This is a genomic window from Vibrio japonicus (assembly GCF_024582835.1).
Taxonomy (GTDB): Bacteria; Pseudomonadota; Gammaproteobacteria; order Enterobacterales; family Vibrionaceae; genus Vibrio; species Vibrio japonicus.
In genome coordinates, this window is record NZ_CP102097.1 from 729,346 (window position 1) to 750,487 (window position 21,142).

The following is a 21,142-nucleotide window of genomic DNA, read 5'->3' on the forward strand; positions in this document are numbered from 1 at the left end:
ATACAAAAACCAGAGGTTTACTATCCGATTAATTTATCCTACTAATTAAAAATAAATTCTAGACACATTATTTCAACACGATAGTATATTTCGCTCAGTTTATACTAACTGAAGTAACAACAATTCTATAACACTACTCATTGCAGGGATAACTATGCAACACAACTCTATTATTGCCCGTTTTGCGCGTGGCAATCTGGTTTTGCAAATCCTAGCCGGCATCATTCTTGGTGTGGGTTTAGCGACTATTGCACCAGAATACGCCAAAAGCGCAGGATTACTTGGTAGCCTTTTTGTTGGAGCATTAAAAGCTGTCGCACCTATTCTGGTTTTTATTCTGGTCGCAGCTTCCATTGCGAACCAAAAGAAAAACCAACACACTTATATGCGTCCTATCGTAGTTCTTTACCTTTTAGGTACGTTTGCAGCCGCTCTGGTTGCTGTCGGACTTAGCTTCTTATTCCCTACTACGTTGACACTCGCATCTGGCGCGGAAGGTGCTACACCTCCTCAAGGTATTGCGGAAGTGTTAAACACCCTGCTATTTAAACTGGTAGATAACCCTGTTAACGCACTCATGAGCGCGAACTATATCGGTATTCTAGCTTGGGCAATTGGTTTGGGCTTAGCTCTACACCACGCATCAGGCACAACGAAAGCCGTCTTCGAAGACCTTAGCCACGGCGTTTCGCAAATCGTGCGCTTTATCATTCGTCTTGCACCGTTTGGTATTTTCGGCCTTGTATCTGCAACACTAGCAACGACTGGTTTTGACGCTCTGTCTGGCTACGCGCAACTTCTAGCGGTACTGCTTGGTTCAATGGCGATTATTGCTCTAGTTGTAAACCCACTTATTGTTCTGGCAAAAACGGGCGAAAACCCTTACCCACTTGTACTGCAATGTTTGCGTGAAAGTGGCGTGACAGCATTCTTCACACGTTCAAGTGCTGCCAACATCCCAGTAAACATGGCGCTTTGTGAAAAGCTTAAATTGGATGAAGATACTTACTCGGTTTCCATCCCTCTTGGCGCAACCATCAATATGGGCGGTGCGGCAATCACGATTACAACACTAACACTCGCAGCGGTTCACACGTTGGGAATCGAAGTCGATCTGCTAACAGCAGTACTGCTTAGTGTTGTCGCTGCGGTATCTGCATGTGGTGCGTCAGGTGTTGCTGGTGGCTCACTACTGCTTATCCCACTGGCGTGTAGTCTGTTTGGTATTCCAAATGAAATTGCGATGCAAGTTGTCGCAGTTGGCTTTATTATTGGTGTAATTCAAGACTCTGCTGAAACAGCACTAAACAGCTCTACTGACGTTGTCTTTACTGCGGCTGTGTGTAAAGCCAAACACAAAGAAGAACAAGGTTCTTAGTTCTAAGATATTGACTGAAACGGCCTCACAGTGTGAGGCCGTTTTTATTTGTGGCGATACTGCGCCTAATGGATTACCTAATGAATTGATATTGAGTGATCTTAATAAACCTGACGAAAATCTAGCTTGTCAGGTTTATCCTCCAGATCTGGCAGGTTGTTACTGTTTTCAAGTACTTGCTCTGGAGCAACCACTTGGTCAACATCACCTTCCATGGGTTGCTCGGATTCCTCTAGCGGAATATTACGTTTATATAGTTTATTCAATGCTTTAATAATTGAGTGCTTACCCACTCTATTTTCATTGATTTTTCTTAGCATCGGCTTGCTTAAACCTTGTAAACCGACAACCGTATCAACGCCAATATTCATGGCAACCTTATCTCTGAGTAATCTCGCTGGCGCGTAACCCAATTGGCACGCTAGAAATAGCCAAATATAGGCAATCGCATTTCCACTAGGTCGCTGGTCAATCCATGCCTCTCCTGCGCTATACATCGCCTTTACATCGCCCTTTTCTGCCGCTCTCTCAATCCAGTAACATCCTTTTTCATGGTTTGGTTTAACACCCAGTCCATTCAGATAACTGAGACCCAACTTCATACGACCTTCATTGCTTTTTAGGTAAGCGGCTTTACGAAAACACTCGAACGAAAATGCAGGATCGGGTTTAGGGTTGTTGTCGGAAATCCACCAGTCTCCAAGAAAGAGTAACGCTCCAACATGATTATAATTCGCGGCAGACTCTATAACTTCGATAGCCTTATGCTGATCCGCGTCTATGCCTCTGCCATAAAATAGCGCAACACCCATTTCAAACTTACTGTCTAGGTTTCCATCTTGAGCCGCTATGCAGGTTTGCCAAAATTTCGATTGCTCCTGCAACACTAAGTCCGTCGTCATTGTATTGCTGATACGCACCACACCGTACATGCCAGTGACATTGTCTAATTTTGCTGCTTTCGTGTACCAATAAAGGGCTTCTTTAGGTTTCTTGCGTTCCACCTCTTTCGCCAGAAACAGAATAGAAGGCACATCGCCATTTTCTGCCTTAAGCAAGCGTTCCTGACGCTCTTGTTTACGATTTTTTTCCATCGCTTTTCGATATGCGATCTCTCGCTCTCGACGCTCATGCTCTAAGCGCTTTTTACGAACAGACAGCACAAACATCCACATAAACATGGCGAGAAGCAAAAGCCCAGTAATCCCTATCGCGATCCCAATAATATTCATTCAGTTTTCTTTTTCGTGACTTAGCTTGATCTTTATCGGCAGAGTTCCGAAGGAGTTGAGCCTGATAATAGAACTCTATTAAACAGCATTCTCTGTTCTTTAACCTTACCAACGCCCATATTTCAGACTCGTTCTCTGCTCCGCTCACACTTTTTGTACAATACCGTAAAAATTAACGGCGAAAATTAATGGGCATGAAACAAACAACAAGTAGAATCAATAACGCTAAAACTCAGCTTTTTCACCCTACTATCCCGATTGAATCAAAATTAATTATTAAATTTTGACCAAAAACAATGGCAGACCGCTTACACTTATTTTATAATGCGAATTAATGTTTCAGAACATCATGGATTTCAATAGTAGGGGCACACAATGAGACTTATCCCGTTAAAACAATCAGCACAAGTAGGTAAATGGGCTGCGGCTCACATTGTTAAACGTATCAATGATTTTAAACCAACGGCAGAACGTCCATTTGTTTTGGGCCTACCAACTGGTGGTACACCACTTGCGACTTACAACGCACTGATCGAATTGCACAAAGCTGGTGAAGTGAGCTTTAAGCATGTTGTGACATTTAACATGGATGAGTACATCGGCATCCCTGCGGATCACCCAGAGTCATACCGCTCTTTCATGTACAACAACTTCTTTAACCACATTGATATCCAAGAAGAGAACATCAACCTTCTTGACGGTAATGCAGCAGACAACGACGCTGAATGCAAACGCTATGAAGACAAGATCAAATCTTACGGTAAGATTAATCTATTCATGGGTGGTGTAGGGAACGATGGCCATATCGCATTTAATGAGCCAGCATCTTCGCTATCTTCGCGCACGCGCATCAAAACACTGACTGAAGATACTCGCATCGCTAACTCTCGTTTCTTTGATGGCGATATTAACCAAGTACCTAAATACGCACTGACTATTGGTGTAGGCACGCTACTTGATGCGGAAGAAATCATGATTCTGGTTACTGGTCACAACAAAGCGCTCGCTCTAGAAGCCGCTGTCGAAGGGTCAGTCAACCATCTATGGACAGTCTCTGCACTTCAGCTTCATCCGAAAGCCGTTATCGTGTGTGATGAACCTGCAACTCAAGAGCTAAAAGTGAAAACGGTGAAGTACTTTACCGAGCTAGAAGCTAAGAACATCATCGGTTTCTAACTAAGCGACTAACACGTAAAAATCCGAGTATTATCACGCGACTCAAAGTCTTTGATAAACTCGGATTTTTGATTTTTCTCAATCACTTAGAGATTACTCTTCAGGGAACTCGCCTCTGTTTCCTTGATTGTCACCGCTAGCGTGCCAATGCTCATTAGGGTCATAAGCTTCATCACACAAATCGATGGTATAGCCCATTTCCTGAATTTCTTTGATGGTAAGATTATCTGCCAATTTGGTGATCTCACCTCGTTCATTGCGCAACTCCATACACCCTCCTTCCATCCAATCTTTACGAACATCCAACACAAAGTATAGATAACATTTTGGGGTTGGTTACATCACGCAAGCCGCGTATTTTACAGAAACCTAACATAGGTTCACATTAATCGAACATTGTTTTTAACAACGGCAACTACTCTTTACTACATAAAGATTAGGAGTAGTCGTATGAAACTTAGACTCAATGATAACCAATATTGTCCAAACGGTTCGAATACACTCGGGCGATCATTTGCTCGAGGCAGTGCGCTAGCAACCATGATTTTAGCCGTTGGTCTGGCAACACCAAGTGGTGCAATGGCGAAGGGACGTCATGATCATGATAGTTCTTACTATGGCCACTATGATGACCACCGCGGTCACCACAAACATCATAAACCCCGCAAACACTATTATAAAAAACATCACCACCATCATCATCGGGATGTTGTCGTAATAAGAGAGCGACCAAGATATGAGCACTACCACCGTAGCAGCCTACCAGAACTCGTGACTTTTGCGGTCATAGCAGGCGCGACCTACGCAATTAATGATAACCACTACTACAAACAGCGCGGTGACAATTACGACTATGTACCCCGCCCACGCTAGTTTTTTCTGAGTTAATCTCTTCCCCCTAACTTAGCGCCCTGCAAATCTGGGCGTTTTTTTTCTTAAGGCCCTATGAATGCTCCATTAGGCACTCACCTTTGGATGAAGGCCCATGGCCTTACTTTAAATCCGCATGAATTGATGAAAATCACTTGAGTCATTGCCAAACTCATGTAACGTATTTGTCGTCACTTCCCCGATGCCTTCGAACTCAGAGAAAAATCGCAACTATGTCAAAATCTGATATCAAATTTATTGCCGCCGATATGGATGGCACGCTTCTCGATGAAAACAGTCAGTTAAATCCTGAATTCTTCGACATCTACCATCAGCTGACCGAAAAAGGCATCATCTTTGCCGCAGCGTCCGGTCGCCAGTATTACAGCTTGGTCAATACATTCGCGCCAGTAAAAGATCAAATGATGTTTATTGCTGAAAACGGCACCTTGGTCATGCACGAAGGGGAAGAGTTATATAGTTGCGAGATCGACAAGACTTCCATCCAAGAAATTATTAAACAAACTCGCGCTATTGAAGACACGCAAATCGTTCTGTGTGGTAAGAAATCAGCGTATATCGAGACCCAACATCCAGACGCACTAAAAGAGTTTGCAAAATACTACCATCGTTGCGAATACGTTGATGACCTTCTAGAAGTGGAAGATGATTTTATTAAAGTCGCAATCTGCCATTTTGGTGGGACTGAAGAGCTCGTTTATCCCCACATCAATAAAGTATTCGGTCATTCACATCAAGTGGTCGTCAGTGCGAAGATCTGGCTAGATGTAATGAACGCGAAAGCCTCGAAAGGTGCGGCAATTGAGTACTTGCAACAGTCTTTAGGTTTTAGTTTTGAACAAACCATGAGCTTTGGCGACTATCTCAATGACATGGAAATGCTGAAAGCCAGTAGCCATTCTTACGCGATGGAAAACGCGCACCCAACGGTTAAACAAACTGCCCGATTTTTGGCCCCAAGCAACAAAGAATCCGGAGTTCTCACTGTTATCAAACAGCAGCTGCTGTAAACGAACACATTAGAGATATGTATGAGAAAAGCTGTTCAGTCTATCCTGTTCAGCGGCTCCATATCCTTTGAGTACTAAAATGCTTAACCTAAAAAAGCCCGGTTTTATCCTAATGCCGATCGTTTAGCTACTTGAACGATCCTACAGAGGCTCCATAATCGGTCGTAACGTAAGTTACGGCCGATTTTTTATGTCTGAGTTTTCAAAAGAGTTACAGGTTACCGCAGAGTTTTGCCACGAACGTCCAATCGATGTTTTTAATAAACATATTCCTTTGGAATGGGTTGAAGAAGCTGCTCAACAAACTGGGCGAGTATCGCTCAGAAAACGTCGTCTACCCGCTGAACAAGCTGTTTGGTTAGTACTCGGTATTGGGCTTCAACGTAATCGTTCCATTCAAGATGTTTGCGATAAACTGGAGTTAGCATTCCCTGATGTAGAGGGGGAACTTACGCCTATGGCAACTAGTAGTATTATCAAAGGGAAAGAACGCCTTGGAGATAAACCGATACGTTATTTGTTTAAAACTACAGCTCAACAGTGGGAGCAACAATCAGAGTTTGACGAAGTTTGTGGCTTGAAGATTCTTAGTGTCGATGGCACATATTTCAAAACTCATAATACAGCAGAAAATCAGCACTTTGGCTTTGCTCAAAAAGGAGCATCATTCCCGAGTGTGCTAGCTGTAACATTAATGTCAACACGTAGTCATCTTTTATCTGACGCTGCTTTTGGGCCAGTAACAAATAGTGAAATCTCCTACGCTCAACAACTTGTGGGTTCCGCTCCTGATGACTCATTAACACTCTTTGATAGAGGGTTCACTTCTGCAGAGCTATTTACCAGTTGGCGTGGCGCTAGCAGTAACAGCCATTGGTTAACACCAATCAAAGCTAAAATGCGTTATGAAATCGTTGATAGCTACACTGAACATGATCATCTCATTGATATGCCTGTATCACCACAAGCTCAAAAGCTTGCCCCTTATCTTGGAGAAAAATGGCAAGCTCGCCTGATTCTTATCCCAACACCTAAAGGTGAAATCAAAGGCTTTATTACTTCTTGCTTATGCCCTGAGCGCTATCCGTTTGATGCTCTAGTTAAAGTGTATTGGGAGCGTTGGGAAATAGAACGCAGTTACGGTGAACTCAAGCAGTATCAGTTGCAGAACAAGCCAACATTACGAAGTAAGAAAAAAGTCGGGGTATATCAGGAGCTATGGGGGATATTAATCAGCTACAACATTGTGAGGTTGGAAATGGCAGAGATGGCTAAGCAACACAAAGTAGAACCTCTGCGGATCAGCTTCATTAATGCCTTGTTTTTAATTATGGATGAAATGATTTGGGCGAGCGATACGAGAAGCCCAGGAGCGATACCAAAAAACTTAAAGATACTCAGGGATAGTGGGAAACGGCTTATTCTCCCAAAAAAACGAAACCGGAAACCCTATCCCCGAGCGGTTTTGAAAAAGCCAGCCCGATATCCTAATAAACATGCTACTCGCTCTTAAGCGAGTGGCATTAGGTTTTATCCGGGCTTCTTTCGATATCGATGTTGCTCAACTACTTCAGTTTGTAAAACACCGTTGACAGCGGCGGTACACTCAGCAGTAACGACTGAGCTAAACCCTCACTCGCTTTCTTCTCTGTCTTCACGGAAGTTTTCACTTTATACCCACTACCGTGGTACTTGTTATCATCAGTGTTGAGAAGCAATTCATACGTACCAGAATTTGGCACACCGAGACGGAACTTATCATGAGGCACTGGCGTGAAGTTAGAAATCACTAAGATGCGTTCCCCGTTTTCACTAATACGCTCATGTGCCAGTATCGAGGCTTCGGCTGAGTCTTGTAGTCGCCATTCAAAACCAGCAGGTTCGCAATCTTGATCGTGTAACGCGCTCTCTGATCGGTAGAGATTATTCAAGTCACGAGTCAGCGACTGCACGCCCTGATGACGTTCGAACTCCAATAAGAACCATTGCAGTTGATCATCATGATTCCACTCGGCTGTTTGGCCGATTTCCGCACCCATGAAGTTGAGCTTTTTACCCGGTTGAGCATACATGTAACCAAGGTATGCACGTAGGTTCGCCGTTTTTTGCCATTCGTCGCCCGGCATTTTATCGTGTATAGACCCTTTCCCGTATACAACTTCATCATGGGAAAGTGACAGCACGTAGTTTTCACTGTGCGCATAAATAAGTGGGAACGTGATGGTATTGTGGTGATATTTGCGGTGAATAGGATCTTCTTTGATGTACGATAGCGAGTCATGCATCCAACCCATATTCCACTTAAAGCCAAACCCAAGGCCTCCCATAAAGGTAGGCGCCGATACTCCAGGGAAAGCGGTCGATTCTTCTGCGATAGTCATCGCATTCGGGAAGTATTTGTACACTTCCTCGTTCATCCACTTCAGTGTCGCGATCGCATCGTAGTTCTCGTTGCCACCATCCACATTCGGGATCCATTGGTCATGGCTACGTGAGTAATCTAGGTACAACATAGACGCTACGGCATCCACTCGTACACCATCAATATGGAACTGTTCAAACCAATAAAGGGCATTGGATACCAAGAAGCGGCGTACATGCTCGCGTCCCATATCATAGATAAATGAACTCCAATCCTGATGCCAACCACGACGAGGATCTGGGTCATGGAACAAAGGGGTTCCATCGAAGTTAGCCAAACCATGATCATCTGCGGGGAAATGCGCTGGAACCCAATCCAGAACAACACCTAACCCCGCTTGGTGACATTGATCAACAAAGTATTTGAAGTCATCTGGCGTACCAAAGCGACTCGTCGGAGCAAACAAACCGACTGGCTGATAGCCCCATGAACCATAGAATGGGTGTTCTGACACAGGCATCAACTCAACATGGGTATACCCCATATCCACAAGGTAAGGGATGAGCTGTTCTGCCAATTCTCGGTAATTTAAAAAGTCGCCATTTTCATCACGACGCCAAGACCCGACATGAAGCTCGTAAAAAGAGAGCGCTTCTTTGCGCTTTTCCGTCACAGGACGAGTTTGCCACTTCGTATCTTGCCACTGATAACGGCTATGATCGTAAGTCACAGAAGAAAATGATGGGTGCTGCTCTGCGTATGCGCCCCAAGGATCGGCTTTATGTGGTAACCCTTCACCATTTGGCCCTTTCAGCTCAAACTTGTATTGGGTACCTTCCGGAAGGTTTGGAATAAAAATACCCCAGATTCCGTAATCTAAACGTTGCATTGGTGTGCGACGGCCATCCCATTGGTTGAATGCACCAATAAGGCTACAAGCACTCGCATGCGGCGCGTAAACCAAAAATCGCGTGCCTGAGATTTGTTTACCATCACGCTCTAACGTGATGAACTGCGATCCCATGTGCTTGTACATCTCTTTAGGCGTATGAAGATCATCATATTCCGCATAAATTGAGTGATACTGATATGGGTCATCCACCAGCTGCTCGGTACCATCCCAATCAACTGCAAGGGAATAGTGTGTAAAGTGGAGATTTCTCTCCTGCTTTAAAACAAAACCAGATTCATCTTCTCGTTCCAATTCCACACGCTCTTCGCCTTCAATCACCAGCGATACCTTATCAGCGCCCGGCATCCAAACACGAAGAGCGACACCTTTCTTAGGGTCAATATATGGGCCCAGAAATGCAAACGGATCAGCAAACGCAGCTTGAGAAAGTTGGGTATATGCTTCTATTTTTTTGTCCAGAGTTTTCATTTTCAAATACTTCTCTCCTAACCAAACTTTCAGTCTAATTATGTTATAAAAAAGCCCGCTAAAAAGTGGGCGGGCTTAAAATTAGCGTTCTAAAAAGTGTACAGAATTCTACTGTTATATAGAGTGACTCACTCTAAACTTTCTGTTTCAGCTTAGAGATTGCAGCTCTATTTACTTGCTTTGGAACGAACTTCCGTCAGTTTTTGCGCAACGCGATTCACCCCGGCTTGAGCGAAAACTTCGTCCAAGTTCATCGACAACTTACGACGCCAGTTCGGATACTCGTTAACTGTGCCTGGAATGTTGACGGGTTTGTCCATTTCAAGCCAGTCTTCCAACTGCACACTCAATAACGTAGAAGCACCAGCCGCGACATGAAGCTGCAACGCCTCGGCTAAGAATGAATCCATTGGAACGTATTGCGCATCGCGGCCGACACCTTCCGGTAAATAACCATGCCACGCTACAGAATCCAATATACCTTGCTTGCATTCCAAACGATCCGCGAACAGGCCTTTTAGCTGTTCTTCATTTGGATATAGGCCAAGCTCCTGACCCATTTTCAAGTCATCACAGTGCCAGAATCCTCGTAGAGTCGGCATATCGTGAGTACAAAGCGCGGACATTGATTGCTCGGCATAATGTGCTGGCGAAATAAAGCCGCCGTCGTCTTCAGACGTTTCAAAGAAGAATACTTTGTACGAATGCACACCCGCATCACGCAGGATATCAACGATTTCATCCGGCACAGTACCCAAGTCTTCACCAATCACGCTACATTGATGACGGTGAGATTCCAGCGCTAAAATCGCCAGCATGTCTTCCACAGGGTAGTAGATGTACGCCCCTTTGGTCGCGTCTTCACCTTTTGGAATCCACCAAAGGCGTAGAAGCCCAAGAACATGGTCGATACGCAGTGCGCCGCAATGTTTCATGTTTGCACGAAGCAGCTGAATGTAAGCGTCGTAGCCTGTCGCTTGCAACACTTGAGGGTTGAGCGGTGGTAAACCCCAGTTTTGACCAAGAGGACCTAAGACATCTGGCGGAGCACCGATACTTGCGTCAAGTATCAGGTTACCTTCATCTGCCCACGTTTCAGCACCAGAATCTGCGACACCGACCGCTAGGTCACGGTACAAACCAACCGACATGCCTTTTTCTTCCGCTAACGCCTGCGCTTCTTTAATTTGAGTATCGGCAACCCATTGAAGGTACATGTACAAATGAACCTGATCTTTGTTTTGCTCAATAAATTTACGAACAGCAACACTGTCAAATCGGCGGTATTGCTCTGGGAACACTGGCCAACCCCACACGCTGCTGTCTTGCGCGTGTAAGTCTGTGTGCAACGCATCAAAAGCGGCTTGATGCAGCAGGCTTTCACCACCTTGTTCCACAAACGAAAGGAATGCCTGTGCACGCTCACTGTTTTTATCAAGATGACGCTTCTTAAACTCAGCAAACAGCATTGGCAACACGCTGAGTTTCAAGTCTGCCACTTCGGTGTAATTTACCCAGTGGGAATCGCGCGCTTTTTGTAGACGCTGCTGGAATTCAGCGCTGCCCACTTTTTGTTGCGCTTCCACGCTTAATGCAAACTCAGGAACAGAGCTCACATCAATGTAAAGAATGTTTAGCCAACGACGCGAAGAAGGGCTATACGGGCTCGCGCCTTCAGGGTTTGCTGGAAACAGTGAGTGAATCGGGTTCAGGCCAACAAAGTCGCCGCCACGAGACGCAATCTCAGCCACTAGCTGTTTCAAATCACCGAAGTCACCCATCCCCCAGTTGTGCTGGGTGCGCAGCGTGTACAATTGCACGCTCGGGCCCCACATTTTTTTGCCTTTCTCGATTTGATCCTGCTTGTAACACGCTTTCGGCGTGATAATCAGAGTCATTTCGTAAGGCGATTTACGACGCTTACGAGTCACCGTTAGCTTGTGGTAACCCCAAGCCAGATCACCCGGAAGCGAGAACACTAGAGGGCCACCCTCTTTACGCTCATCGCGTACAATTTGAGATTGAAGATAGCCTTCAAGTACCTCTCCTTGCTCGGTATCCAGTCGCCAGTTAAATTCACTTTCGCGCGCGCTCACACCAAGGTTTAGCGCGATTTCAACTGGTTCACCGTCGCGGATCACACAAACAGAGTCTAGGACATCTTTCTTGTGTTTTTTCTCCGCCGATTGCAGAAGAGTGTCATCGTTTTTTGTGTCGTAGCCTAGTGACGCTAGCAAGCGACGAATAGTTTCGTCTTCAACTTTAGCTTCATCTCCCCAAGCGCTCACGTAGCTGTCGGCAATTCTTGCCATTTCAGCGACTTGTTTTAATGCGTTTTGTTCTTTCATCGCTCTCTCCGAAGGGATGCTTACCTTCAAAATGTAGGGTGTCGATAATTAGAGCCAAGGCGTAACGCCTTGGCTTTTATTAGGTGAAATTAGCGCTTAACTGCTTCCAATTTCCAAATGTTGTTCACGTAATCGCGAATTGAACGGTCTGAACTGAATTTACCCACCAATGCGGTATTCAGAATCGCTTTTTTCGCCCAACCCGCTTGATCGCGGTACTGCTTGTCCATATCTTCGTGCGCTTTGACGTAAGAAGCAAAGTCAGCCAAACATAGGTAAGGGTCACCGCCATCTAACAAGCTATCGTAGGTTGCGCGAAGCTTACCCGGTTCTCCCGGTGTAAACTCATCACCTAACAACAGGTCTAGCGACGCTTTCAGTAGTGGGTCCGCATGGTAGTAATCGAACGGGTTGTAGCCCTGAGCACGCAATGCTTCCACACCATCCACTTCAAGACCGAAGATGTAGATGTTCTCATCGCCCACTTCTTCGCGGATCTCGACGTTTGCACCATCCATCGTACCTATCGTTAGCGCACCGTTTAGTGCCATCTTCATGTTGCCGGTACCCGATGCTTCTTTACCCGCTGTTGAGATTTGCTCTGATACGTCGGCCGCTGGGATGATGATCTCCGCCATGCTGACGCGGTAATCAGGAACAAACACCACTTTCAGCTTGTTGCCGATGCGAGGATCGTTGTTGACCTTGTCAGCGATCTTGTTGATTGCGTAAATGATCTCTTTCGCTAGGTGGTAACCTGGCGCCGCTTTCGCTGCGAAGAACACCACGCGAGGAGCCATATCAAAATCAGGATCGTTCAACAGACGGTAGTACAGTGACAAGATGTGCAGCATGTTTAGGTGCTGACGCTTGTACTCGTGCAGACGTTTGATCTGAACATCAAAGATCGCATTGGTATCTAGCTCGATACCCATGTTTTCTTTCACCCAGTCTGCCAAACGTTGTTTATTCTGCTTCTTCACCGCCATGAATTCTTTCTGGAATTTCGCATCATCAGCATATTTTGCGATCTGCTCTAGCTGCTCCAGTTTAGCTGGCCATTCCGTACCTACTTTCGACGTGATCAGCTGAGACAAGTCTGGGTTACAGAACTTCAGCCAACGACGCGGTGTAATACCGTTGGTCACGTTGTGTAAACGTGTTGGGTACAACTCGTGGAACTCTGGGAACAGGTCACGTTTCACCAACTCTGAGTGAAGTGCTGCTACGCCGTTGACTGCGTAAGAGCCGATCACACTTAGGTTGGCCATACGAACCATGCGGTGGAAACCTTCTTCGATGATCGATAGTTTTTGCTGCTTCGACACATCCCCTGGCCACTTCTCACGCACTTCTTTCAGGAACAAGTAGTTGATATGGTAAATAATTTCCATATGACGAGGCAGTAAGCGCTGGATTAAAGACTCGCTCCACGTTTCTAGTGCTTCAGGCAGTAGTGTGTGGTTGGTGTAAGCGAAGGTTTGCGAGCTGATTTCCCACGCCTCATCCCAGCCTAGGCCTTTTTCATCAATCAGGATGCGCATCAATTCAGGGATAGCGATCGTTGGGTGCGTGTCATTAAGCTGAATAGTTTCGTACTTAGGCAGTGATGCCAGGGTGTGACCCGCTTGTTCGTGGCGACGTAAAATATCGCGTACCGATGCTGCACTGTGGAAGTACTGCTGCATTAGGCGCAGCGTTTTCCCTTTTTCATGGTTGTCGTTCGGGTAAAGCACTTTGGTGATGTTACCCGCGTCGATCAATGAGTGCTGCGCTTCAAAGTAATTGCCGTTGTTGAAGCTTTCTAGTGAGAACGGTGCAATCGCCTGACACTCCCACAAACGCAGAGGGTAGACTGTGTCTGACTCGTAACCAACGATTGGCAGATCCCAAGGCATCGCTTTTACTGTCATACCTGGAACCCAGCGACGCTTCTCTTTACCGTTTTCTTGGTACACTTCAACGTGGCCGTAGAAACCGATCTCCTGCGCTAAATCTGGGCGAGCGATTTCCCAAGGATAACCTTCAACACAGCGCCAAGCATCCGGTGCTTCTTGCTGATGACCATCTTTAAAAGACTGCTTAAACAGGCCGTATTCATAGTGAAGACCGTAGCCTACCGTTGGAAATTCTTGCGCGGCTAAAGAGTCCATGAAACACGCTGCCAAACGACCCAGACCACCGTTACCCAGTGATGGATCGCGCTCTTCTTCAAGAAGATCCGTTAAGTTTTGGCCAAGTTCAGTCATTGCCTCTGTAATTTGCTCATACAGGCCCATGCTGATTAAGTTGTTGCCGGTTAGGCGGCCAATAAGAAACTCTAAAGACAGGTAGTTAACGCTTTTTGCGTTGTGGATTTTGCTGTCTTGCTCGGTTTCAATCATATCGAACGTTGTAAGCTCTGCTAGCGCACGACCCATCGCCAGATACCAAGCACGGCTATCTGCGTTTTCTTCTGTTTTTGCGTAGGTCGCTGTTAGGTGTTTTTTAACGCTTTCTTGGAACGAAGCTTTATTAAAATTTTTCAGTTGCGTAGGTTTCATTAGAGAAATCTCACTTCTTGGGTTTAATCCATCTGCGACTATCGTGCATCGGCATGACAATCGGTACATCCTCCTACCCTCTTGGCGTATTAGGAGGAGAAGTTAGGGCGTAGAAGGTGTACAACCAGGAGCTCAGTGATCTAACTCTCATTAAACTGTCATTGAAACTAAGCACCGGTGACTGAGATCACACCGCAAACGAAAACACCCTACACTTGGTGTATGAAACTTACGTGTACTAAAAAACCACCAATCTCTGAATATGTTTATCTGATCACACTAAGATTTCTTCAATTACGTATTTTTCATCATTCTTGGTGCAATAAAGGGCGAAAGTCCCACTTCAATAAAGAACGAATGGTGACTGAAGTCACAAAAAAGAGGCGTAGACAACGGCAAAGTGTGAAATACACAAAAAACTCGTTGTTGATCAATAACTGTAGCCCTGCTTTCCAAGTAACATCCTCGGAAAATGGTCACTGGTGACCAACATTCAAATGACAACGCTCGACTTTCAACTGTCATATAGAGCGGTTTAGAACAGGGAAAAGAAGATGTGGATTCCTTCGAAATTAACCCGTCCGGGACGTTTACATAACGCGATTGTTCGCCCGAGAGTTCTTGATTTATTGCAACAAGCCCCTTGCTATAAGCTGATCCTCTTTCGCTCACCTGCCGGTTATGGCAAAACAACCATGGCTTCTCAGTGGTTGGCAGATAAAATCAATGTCGGTTGGTACAGCATAGATGAGAGTGATAACGACTCCTTTCGATTTATGAACTACCTGCTTCAGGCACTCAACAAAGCGACAAACAACGCATGCCCTAATGCGCAAAAGCTTGCAGAAAAGCGCCAGTTCTCGTCTCTTCACTCCCTTTTTGGCGAAGTGTTTGCGGAACTGTCAGCATTTCACCAAGAGTGTTATTTAGTGTTAGATGACTATCACCTGATCAGTGACGATGAGATTCATGAAGCGATGCGGTTCTTCCTAAAGCATATGCCAGAAAATCTCACGCTTGTCGTCACCAGCCGTTCCGCACCACCACTTGGCACCGCCAATTTACGTGTCCGTGATCTGATGATAGAGATCGGCAATGAAATGCTCGCTTTTGATACCGAAGAAACAACACGATTTTTCAATCAGCGTGTTGCCGATGGCATTGATGATTCAACCGCAAACAGTCTGAGAAATTACGTTGAGGGGTGGCCTTCTGCACTCCAACTTATTGCCCTTCAAGCTCAGCATCAACACAAGACGTTAGCCCAATCCGCGGAATCGTTTTCTCAATTCAATCATGCCCACTTATGGGATTATTTGGTTGAAGAAGTGTTTGATCTGCTTGATTCAGAAACGCGTCGATTCCTGTTGCAATGTTCCGTGCTTGATCACTTTAACGACACACTCGTGTCAGCATTAACAGAGCGTGATGACGCGCTGAGCATGATAGAGTCGCTCAATCGTTTTGGTCTGTTTATCTCCCCATTGGAAGGCGAGCAAAACTGGTATCGCTTCCACAACCTGTTTGCTGAATTTCTGACTCACGAGCGCTTCGCACGTATCCCACAGCAAGAGAAAGATCTGCACCAAAAGGCGGCGCAGGCGTGGCTAAAACTATCTTCCCCACATCAGGCATTGCACCACGCGCAAAAAGCGGACAACAGTCAGTTAACTGCAGACATCATCAGTCAATATGGCTGGAAAATGTTTAACCGCGGCGAACTGCAAACACTAGAAAAAGCCATTGAGACATTAACGCCAGAGCAACTTTATAGCGACCCTAAACTTTGCATGTTGCAGGCGTGGCTGGCGCAAAGTCAGCACCGCTACAACGATGTCGGCGATCTGCTGTCTAAAGCCGATGAGCAAATGAAAGCATTTAACGTCGTATTAAGCAGTCAGGAACAAGGCGAGTTTAACGCACTACGCGCTCAGGTCGCGATAAACCAGAACGAGCCAGAAAAGGCGCTAGAGCTGGCAGAGTTGTCGCTGAGTCAGCTCAATACCACCGTGTATCACAGTCGTATTGTGGCAACCTCGGTCGTGGGTGAAGTGAACCACGTTCTTGGTCACCTGAGCCGCGCACTGCCAATGATGCAGCAGACAGAAAAGCTGGCACGTCAATATCAGGTTTATCACCAAGCACTGTGGGCGATGCTACAACAGAGTGAGATTCTGATCGCACAAGGGTACGTTCAGGCCGCGTTTGAAGTACAGGATAATGCATTTAAGTTGATTGAAGAGCAGCAATTGCAACAAGTTCCTCTACACGAGTTTTTACTCCGTGTCAGAGCGCAAATCCTGTGGTGTTGGAATCGCTTAGATGAAGCCGAAGAGTGCGCGTACAAAGGGCTCGACATTTTAGGCAATCATAGTCCGAGTAAGCATTTGCACAGCTATTCAATGCTGGCCCGTATTGCCATTGGTCGCGGTGAACTGGACAAAGCGGGCAAATTTATCGAGCAGATCAGCCATTTGCTTAAGCAATCCACTTATCACGTAGACTGGACAGCCAACGCGTCGCTGTCGCTACTCCTTTTCTGGCAAGCGCGTGGGGATTTAGAATCGATCAAACAGTGGTTAAGCACCACGGTCAAACCCGATCAAGCGTGCAATCACTTTACTCAGTTACAGTGGCGTAACATCGCTAGGGCGAAAATCAATCTTGGCTTGTATGAAGAAGCCACGCAAACGCTTAACTTCTTGCAAGAGAAAGCGCGTGAAAACCACTTGCTGACCGACATCAACCGAAACCTCATTGTTGAAACGGTGCTGGCCGTGTCGATGCAAGACGAACACAAAGCGCATCAATGCCTTAAGCACGCTCTAGAGCTAACCAATCAAACGGGCATGTTGGGTAACTTTTTGGTCGATGGGGCGAAGATCGGCCCTGCTCTGGAAAAACTCAACCACAAGAATGAACTGGGTGATTTAGAACGCCATCGCGCTCAACAACTGCTAAAAGAGATCTCCACCACTCAGCGCAGCCGTTCAGTGCACTTTGATGAGGATTTTGTCGAAAAACTGGTTAATCATCCGAACATTCCTGAGTTAGTACGCACCAGCCCACTGACTCAGCGTGAATGGCAAGTTTTGGGGCTGATCTACTCCGGCTTTAGTAACGAACAAATCGCTCAGGAGCTGGATGTGGCGGGCACCACAATCAAAACCCACATTCGTAACCTCTACCAGAAGCTGAATATTGCTAACAGAAAAGAAGCGGTCAAAACCGCCGAAAATCTGTTGCAGTTAATGGGCTTTTAATTCCAAAAGCAATAATAAAAAAGCGCAGCCAGAACAGCTGCGCTTTTTTTGTGTCACGACACTCTGCGCCCTTAAATGAGCATATTATTAATTTATCCGAATACTATTCAATAAGATAGGTTATTTATTGCACTCAGTAGAATTGATGCCAAAATAGACGCATATTAAGTATAAGGAATATCATTAATGGCTTGGTTTAAGAAAAATGCGCTCACCGCAGTCCTCATCACTGCCCTCTCACCTGTAAGTTTAAGTTACGCAGACATTGGAAATACACCTGTGGTAGGGGGCATTTTTAACTCTTCAGAAGTGTTAAAAAACCAAATCACCAATTCACTGAGCTATTCGACCCGTTTCGCTCGCGACATGACACTTTTCACCATTGGTGGAATGACGTTAGAAGCTTATTTACTCACGTTGCCACTGGATTCGAAGACAAAAACCAAGGTGATGGCACAACTGGCAGACCCGACTTACGCAATCCCACTGGGCTATTTTCTTTACCAGTTTTATGACCGCTATACAGGCATCAGCGATGAAGACCAGTTCAAAGCGTATTTAAAAACCGTTTATGACGATATGGCCTTGAAAGGGTTTGAACACTCACTCTTTTCAATCCAAGACAAAGCGGTAGAAGACGTGAGTAAACACAACAAGGATCAAGCGCATCAAGAAGGATTAAAAGTCGATGGTGATTTTATTGCTTCCATGGTGACGGTTTATGATGCCCTATTCCAGGTGGGTGAATGGCAGGATATGGATCGTTTGCCGGATCAGTACACGTACCTGACCAAAAGCGACAATGATCTGGCGCTTGTGAAAAAGATTCAACCGATCGTTGTCGGGATCTTAGCGCAAGTTGCCAACGGCATGGATGACGGTGACATGAAGAGTGCCGTATTAGCAATCATTGATGACCACCAGCCTGAGCATGCTGATAAGATCAACAATCGAGCACAAGCAATCACAATCAGCTTAATCGACTTTGTACGCCTTAACGTGTTAAAAGCGTATCGCCAATTTGTCTACATCGACGAAAGACAAGATAGATTAAACCGCTGGCTTCAAACCACTTTCGATTCAGACCCAGAGCAAGTCATTAAATTTCTTAAGTCTCAGCAAGATCGCCGTTTCGCGGTGCAAATTACCGTTGACGGTTTACAACAAGGATTGATGGAAGGCTTAGTTGATCCGGGCAAACCATTCATAAAAACTGCGTATCAAGCTCATCTGGATCACCAGAGAATCACACCACAATTTGAACACGCTCAACCAGAACACGTTCAGGACACGCGATTTTTACAGATCCTCTCCGAACAGATTTACAAAGATCCACACTATCTGCCGTTCTTTAAACGACTTTACGCTGAGCACACAGATTCCATTGCCCGGGTTGGCGTCTCCTCAACACCGACCATCAGTGTGCGTAATCTTCCGATTATAAAGACTGGCGCGAAAGTGTCGGGGGAACTCGGCACAGGTATTCCCAACTTCCACTTTGTTGATCGTCACGAAGACAGAGCTTACTACTTCTTTGGCAACGACGCGTTGCAACTTGATCGTCTGATGCAAAGCAACAAAGTTCAGACGATGTTTGACCGGCTCACCCACCTAAAAACACTCAACTGCAATGCACAGTACGATTGGAATGCGCAGACAAGTTACGATGCACTGGTCAATTTAGGGGCCGGAGAAGCGTTACGTGATTTTGGAGAAAAGCGCTGCTTACGCGAGTTAAATGAACGAGCAGAAGTAGAACAGGAACTGACGAAACAGCGCCAGTCACTCATTAACAACATTGATAGCTACCAAAGCCTACCTGTGTGGGACTTCTACACACGTGTCACACGTAAATGGAAGATTGAGCAAGATCTTCAGTCCTATGCCAAGTTAGATGGCAAAGGGATGCCCGACTACACCTTGATTTATAACCCTTGGCCGGATCACTTTGCGCATTTTGTAGGGCCATTCAGTGATGAAATCATTATGCCAACTGGTGAGCTAAACCGCCTCGATTACTGGATTGGCGAAGTGGAAAAGAGTTTCCAGAATGCAGGTATCTACGAAAATACGCTCTTCGGTATGGCGGGCGATCATGGCTTATCACCTGTCTATCATACTCTGAATCCGGAAAAAGCCATTTTTATTCCACTTGAGGCAAAACTCGGCTATCCACTGATCATCAGCAAAATATCTTCTGATGAAGGCGAAGGGCCTAAGATTACTAACGCTTTGAATTACCCTAGCAACAAAAATATTGATGTCGTGGTTGCCTCGACCGCTGGCGGTAACTTCATGTTAGATATGTTTAATTCGAAAAAAGGTTGGGCAACTCAACCAACTTATGAAGAGTTGATCCAGTGGGAACCGCTCAGCAGCCCCGCGGGGAGCAAAGTCGATATCATCGCAGAAACGCTGAACTATTTGGATGAAAGCCTCGATTACATGGCTGTTCGAAACGCTATTTGTGACGAGAAGAATTGTGAGGTTCGCATAATTGCCAACCGAAATGGACAGCGCCAAGACGAAGTGATCCGCAAGCAAGGCGATCGATATTTCTATCAATCACTGACTGGCAAGGAAACCCTGTTAGGCGTACAAACTCTCAACCCTTACCTACCCGAGCCTAATAAACAAGAGTTTGAGCAGTTTGGCCAACTCATCGATAAGTGTTTACACAAACCTGAACAATCTCAGCCAGCAACTTGGTGTAACAGCGCTGAATGGCGCGAGTTAACACGATTTACAGCAAGGCCAGATTCGGTTGTTGAACTGGCGCAGCTGTATGCAGAAGATCGAGCAGGCACGATCAACCTGTTCCCAAGAGATGGCATTGGATACAACACCAAAGTTCCAGGGCGTCACGCAGGGGAGAGCTACTTGGAGAAAGACGCATTCATTGGCTTTTGGGGTAAGCCTATTGGTGATAATGCCGTCCCTCTTAGCATAGAAGCAAACGGATCATTAGCACCGACGCTATATGAATACCTAACTGGTCAGCCAGTCAACGCAGGAGAAAATGGCTGGGGTTATCCGTCATTGCTGAACAAACTCGATATTCGGTAAATTGGCTAAGGAAAAGCAATCAGCTAAAAACACAAAAAGCGCCAATTGGCGCTTTTTTTACATCAGTTATCGTCTGATTAGAACTTTTTCGGAGCAAAACCCGTCATGACTTCTACCCGAAGTTCTTTACCCAGTTTTGTCATAGGGTGTACAACAACCAACCCACGTACCGATTTCTTTAGCTTACCAAGATCCGCTTGTTCTTCTTTGGTAATTTCACGCGAGAACGGCATATCCATTAAGCTCTTACGCTCTTTGTTCATGTCGTACTTTTGCTTACCTTTTAGAGAATTGATTTTCTTCTCTAATTTGTCTGCGTCATCGGTAAATCGTGTTACAAGTTCCTGGTCGCCACGTCCCTTCGCAGCATCCAGCTTACGTTTTGTGGTATCTAGGCGATTATGTAGTTGCTGAAGTTCTTGCTTAAGGCTCATGGATACAGTCTCTAGTGAATTCTGAAAAGGCGGCGAGTTTAGCATAAGCCACCCTCAC

At 45.6% G+C, this 21,142-nt stretch carries 13 protein-coding genes; 7 read left to right on the plus strand and 6 right to left on the minus strand.

The window, feature by feature from the left end:
* The first annotated feature begins 154 nt into the window (after positions 1 to 154).
* On the plus strand, positions 155 to 1,378 hold the full coding sequence (gene sstT, locus NP165_RS16470) for a serine/threonine transporter SstT (RefSeq protein ID WP_257085615.1): 1,224 nt from the start codon (positions 155 to 157) through the stop codon (positions 1,376 to 1,378).
* 101 nt (positions 1,379 to 1,479) lie between these two features.
* Here the strand turns inward: sstT and NP165_RS16475 are convergent, their stop codons facing one another.
* On the minus strand, positions 1,480 to 2,610 hold the full coding sequence (locus NP165_RS16475) for a tetratricopeptide repeat protein (RefSeq protein WP_257085616.1): 1,131 nt from the start codon (positions 2,608 to 2,610) through the stop codon (positions 1,480 to 1,482).
* Positions 2,611 to 2,985: 375 nt separating this feature from the next.
* Between NP165_RS16475 and nagB the strand changes: the two genes are divergently transcribed.
* Positions 2,986 to 3,786, plus strand: coding sequence for a glucosamine-6-phosphate deaminase (nagB, locus tag NP165_RS16480; protein WP_257085617.1), 801 nt, complete (start codon positions 2,986 to 2,988; stop codon positions 3,784 to 3,786).
* A gap of 93 nt (positions 3,787 to 3,879) precedes the next feature.
* On the opposite strand, the gene NP165_RS16485 is transcribed toward nagB, so the two are convergent.
* Positions 3,880 to 4,056: a hypothetical protein gene (locus NP165_RS16485; RefSeq protein ID WP_257085618.1), complete on the minus strand. Its 177-nt coding sequence runs from the start codon at positions 4,054 to 4,056 to the stop codon at positions 3,880 to 3,882.
* Positions 4,057 to 4,236: 180 nt separating this feature from the next.
* Between NP165_RS16485 and NP165_RS16490 the strand changes: the two genes are divergently transcribed.
* The 3 genes from NP165_RS16490 (at position 4,237) to NP165_RS16500 (ending at position 7,200) form a co-directional block, all read left to right on the plus strand.
* A complete protein-coding gene (locus tag NP165_RS16490) occupies positions 4,237 to 4,659 on the plus strand; it encodes a hypothetical protein (RefSeq protein ID WP_257085619.1) in 423 nt (140 codons plus the stop codon).
* A 230-nt stretch (positions 4,660 to 4,889) separates the two neighbouring features.
* Entirely contained in the window at positions 4,890 to 5,687 is a 798-nt protein-coding gene (locus tag NP165_RS16495; protein WP_257085620.1) for a Cof-type HAD-IIB family hydrolase, read from the plus strand.
* Between the two features lie 190 nt (positions 5,688 to 5,877).
* A complete protein-coding gene (locus tag NP165_RS16500) occupies positions 5,878 to 7,200 on the plus strand; it encodes an IS4 family transposase (protein WP_257085621.1) in 1,323 nt (440 codons plus the stop codon).
* A gap of 52 nt (positions 7,201 to 7,252) precedes the next feature.
* Here NP165_RS16500 and glgB read toward each other — a convergent pair whose 3' ends face one another.
* From glgB to NP165_RS16515, 3 genes are all read right to left on the minus strand, one after another.
* Complete coding sequence (gene glgB, locus NP165_RS16505; RefSeq protein WP_257085622.1) at positions 7,253 to 9,436, minus strand: 1,4-alpha-glucan branching protein GlgB; 2,184 nt, start codon at positions 9,434 to 9,436, stop codon at positions 7,253 to 7,255.
* Between the two features lie 161 nt (positions 9,437 to 9,597).
* Positions 9,598 to 11,778: a 4-alpha-glucanotransferase gene (gene malQ / locus NP165_RS16510; RefSeq protein WP_257085623.1), complete on the minus strand. Its 2,181-nt coding sequence runs from the start codon at positions 11,776 to 11,778 to the stop codon at positions 9,598 to 9,600.
* Positions 11,779 to 11,867: 89 nt separating this feature from the next.
* A complete protein-coding gene (locus NP165_RS16515) occupies positions 11,868 to 14,321 on the minus strand; it encodes a glycogen/starch/alpha-glucan phosphorylase (protein ID WP_257085624.1) in 2,454 nt (817 codons plus the stop codon).
* 554 nt (positions 14,322 to 14,875) lie between these two features.
* Between NP165_RS16515 and malT the strand changes: the two genes are divergently transcribed.
* Together malT and NP165_RS16525 are read left to right on the plus strand one after the other, a co-directional pair.
* Positions 14,876 to 17,584: an HTH-type transcriptional regulator MalT gene (malT, locus tag NP165_RS16520; RefSeq protein WP_257085625.1), complete on the plus strand. Its 2,709-nt coding sequence runs from the start codon at positions 14,876 to 14,878 to the stop codon at positions 17,582 to 17,584.
* A gap of 186 nt (positions 17,585 to 17,770) precedes the next feature.
* Complete coding sequence (locus NP165_RS16525) at positions 17,771 to 20,650, plus strand: alkaline phosphatase family protein (protein WP_257085626.1); 2,880 nt, start codon at positions 17,771 to 17,773, stop codon at positions 20,648 to 20,650.
* 77 nt (positions 20,651 to 20,727) lie between these two features.
* Here the strand turns inward: NP165_RS16525 and NP165_RS16530 are convergent, their stop codons facing one another.
* The gene (locus NP165_RS16530) at positions 20,728 to 21,084 is read right to left on the minus strand and encodes a YibL family ribosome-associated protein (RefSeq protein WP_257085627.1); all 357 of its coding nucleotides are present in this window, start codon (positions 21,082 to 21,084) and stop codon (positions 20,728 to 20,730) included.
* Between the last annotated feature and the right edge of the window lie 58 nt (positions 21,085 to 21,142).

What these genes read in the sequence shown, in the direction of transcription:
- NP165_RS16530 (WP_257085627.1), bottom strand. Translation starts at nt 21,084, where the DNA reads ATGAGCCTTAAGCAAGAACTTCAGCAACTACATAATCGCCTAGATACC.
- NP165_RS16490 (WP_257085619.1), top strand. Translation starts at nt 4,237, where the DNA reads ATGAAACTTAGACTCAATGATAACCAATATTGTCCAAACGGTTCGAAT.
- malQ (WP_257085623.1), bottom strand. Translation starts at nt 11,778, where the DNA reads ATGAAAGAACAAAACGCATTAAAACAAGTCGCTGAAATGGCAAGAATT.
- NP165_RS16485 (WP_257085618.1), bottom strand. Translation starts at nt 4,056, where the DNA reads ATGGAGTTGCGCAATGAACGAGGTGAGATCACCAAATTGGCAGATAAT.
- NP165_RS16515 (WP_257085624.1), bottom strand. Translation starts at nt 14,321, where the DNA reads ATGAAACCTACGCAACTGAAAAATTTTAATAAAGCTTCGTTCCAAGAA.
- nagB (WP_257085617.1), top strand. Translation starts at nt 2,986, where the DNA reads ATGAGACTTATCCCGTTAAAACAATCAGCACAAGTAGGTAAATGGGCT.
- malT (WP_257085625.1), top strand. Translation starts at nt 14,876, where the DNA reads ATGTGGATTCCTTCGAAATTAACCCGTCCGGGACGTTTACATAACGCG.
- sstT (WP_257085615.1), top strand. Translation starts at nt 155, where the DNA reads ATGCAACACAACTCTATTATTGCCCGTTTTGCGCGTGGCAATCTGGTT.
- NP165_RS16495 (WP_257085620.1), top strand. Translation starts at nt 4,890, where the DNA reads ATGTCAAAATCTGATATCAAATTTATTGCCGCCGATATGGATGGCACG.
- NP165_RS16525 (WP_257085626.1), top strand. Translation starts at nt 17,771, where the DNA reads ATGGCTTGGTTTAAGAAAAATGCGCTCACCGCAGTCCTCATCACTGCC.
- NP165_RS16500 (WP_257085621.1), top strand. Translation starts at nt 5,878, where the DNA reads ATGTCTGAGTTTTCAAAAGAGTTACAGGTTACCGCAGAGTTTTGCCAC.
- NP165_RS16475 (WP_257085616.1), bottom strand. Translation starts at nt 2,610, where the DNA reads ATGAATATTATTGGGATCGCGATAGGGATTACTGGGCTTTTGCTTCTC.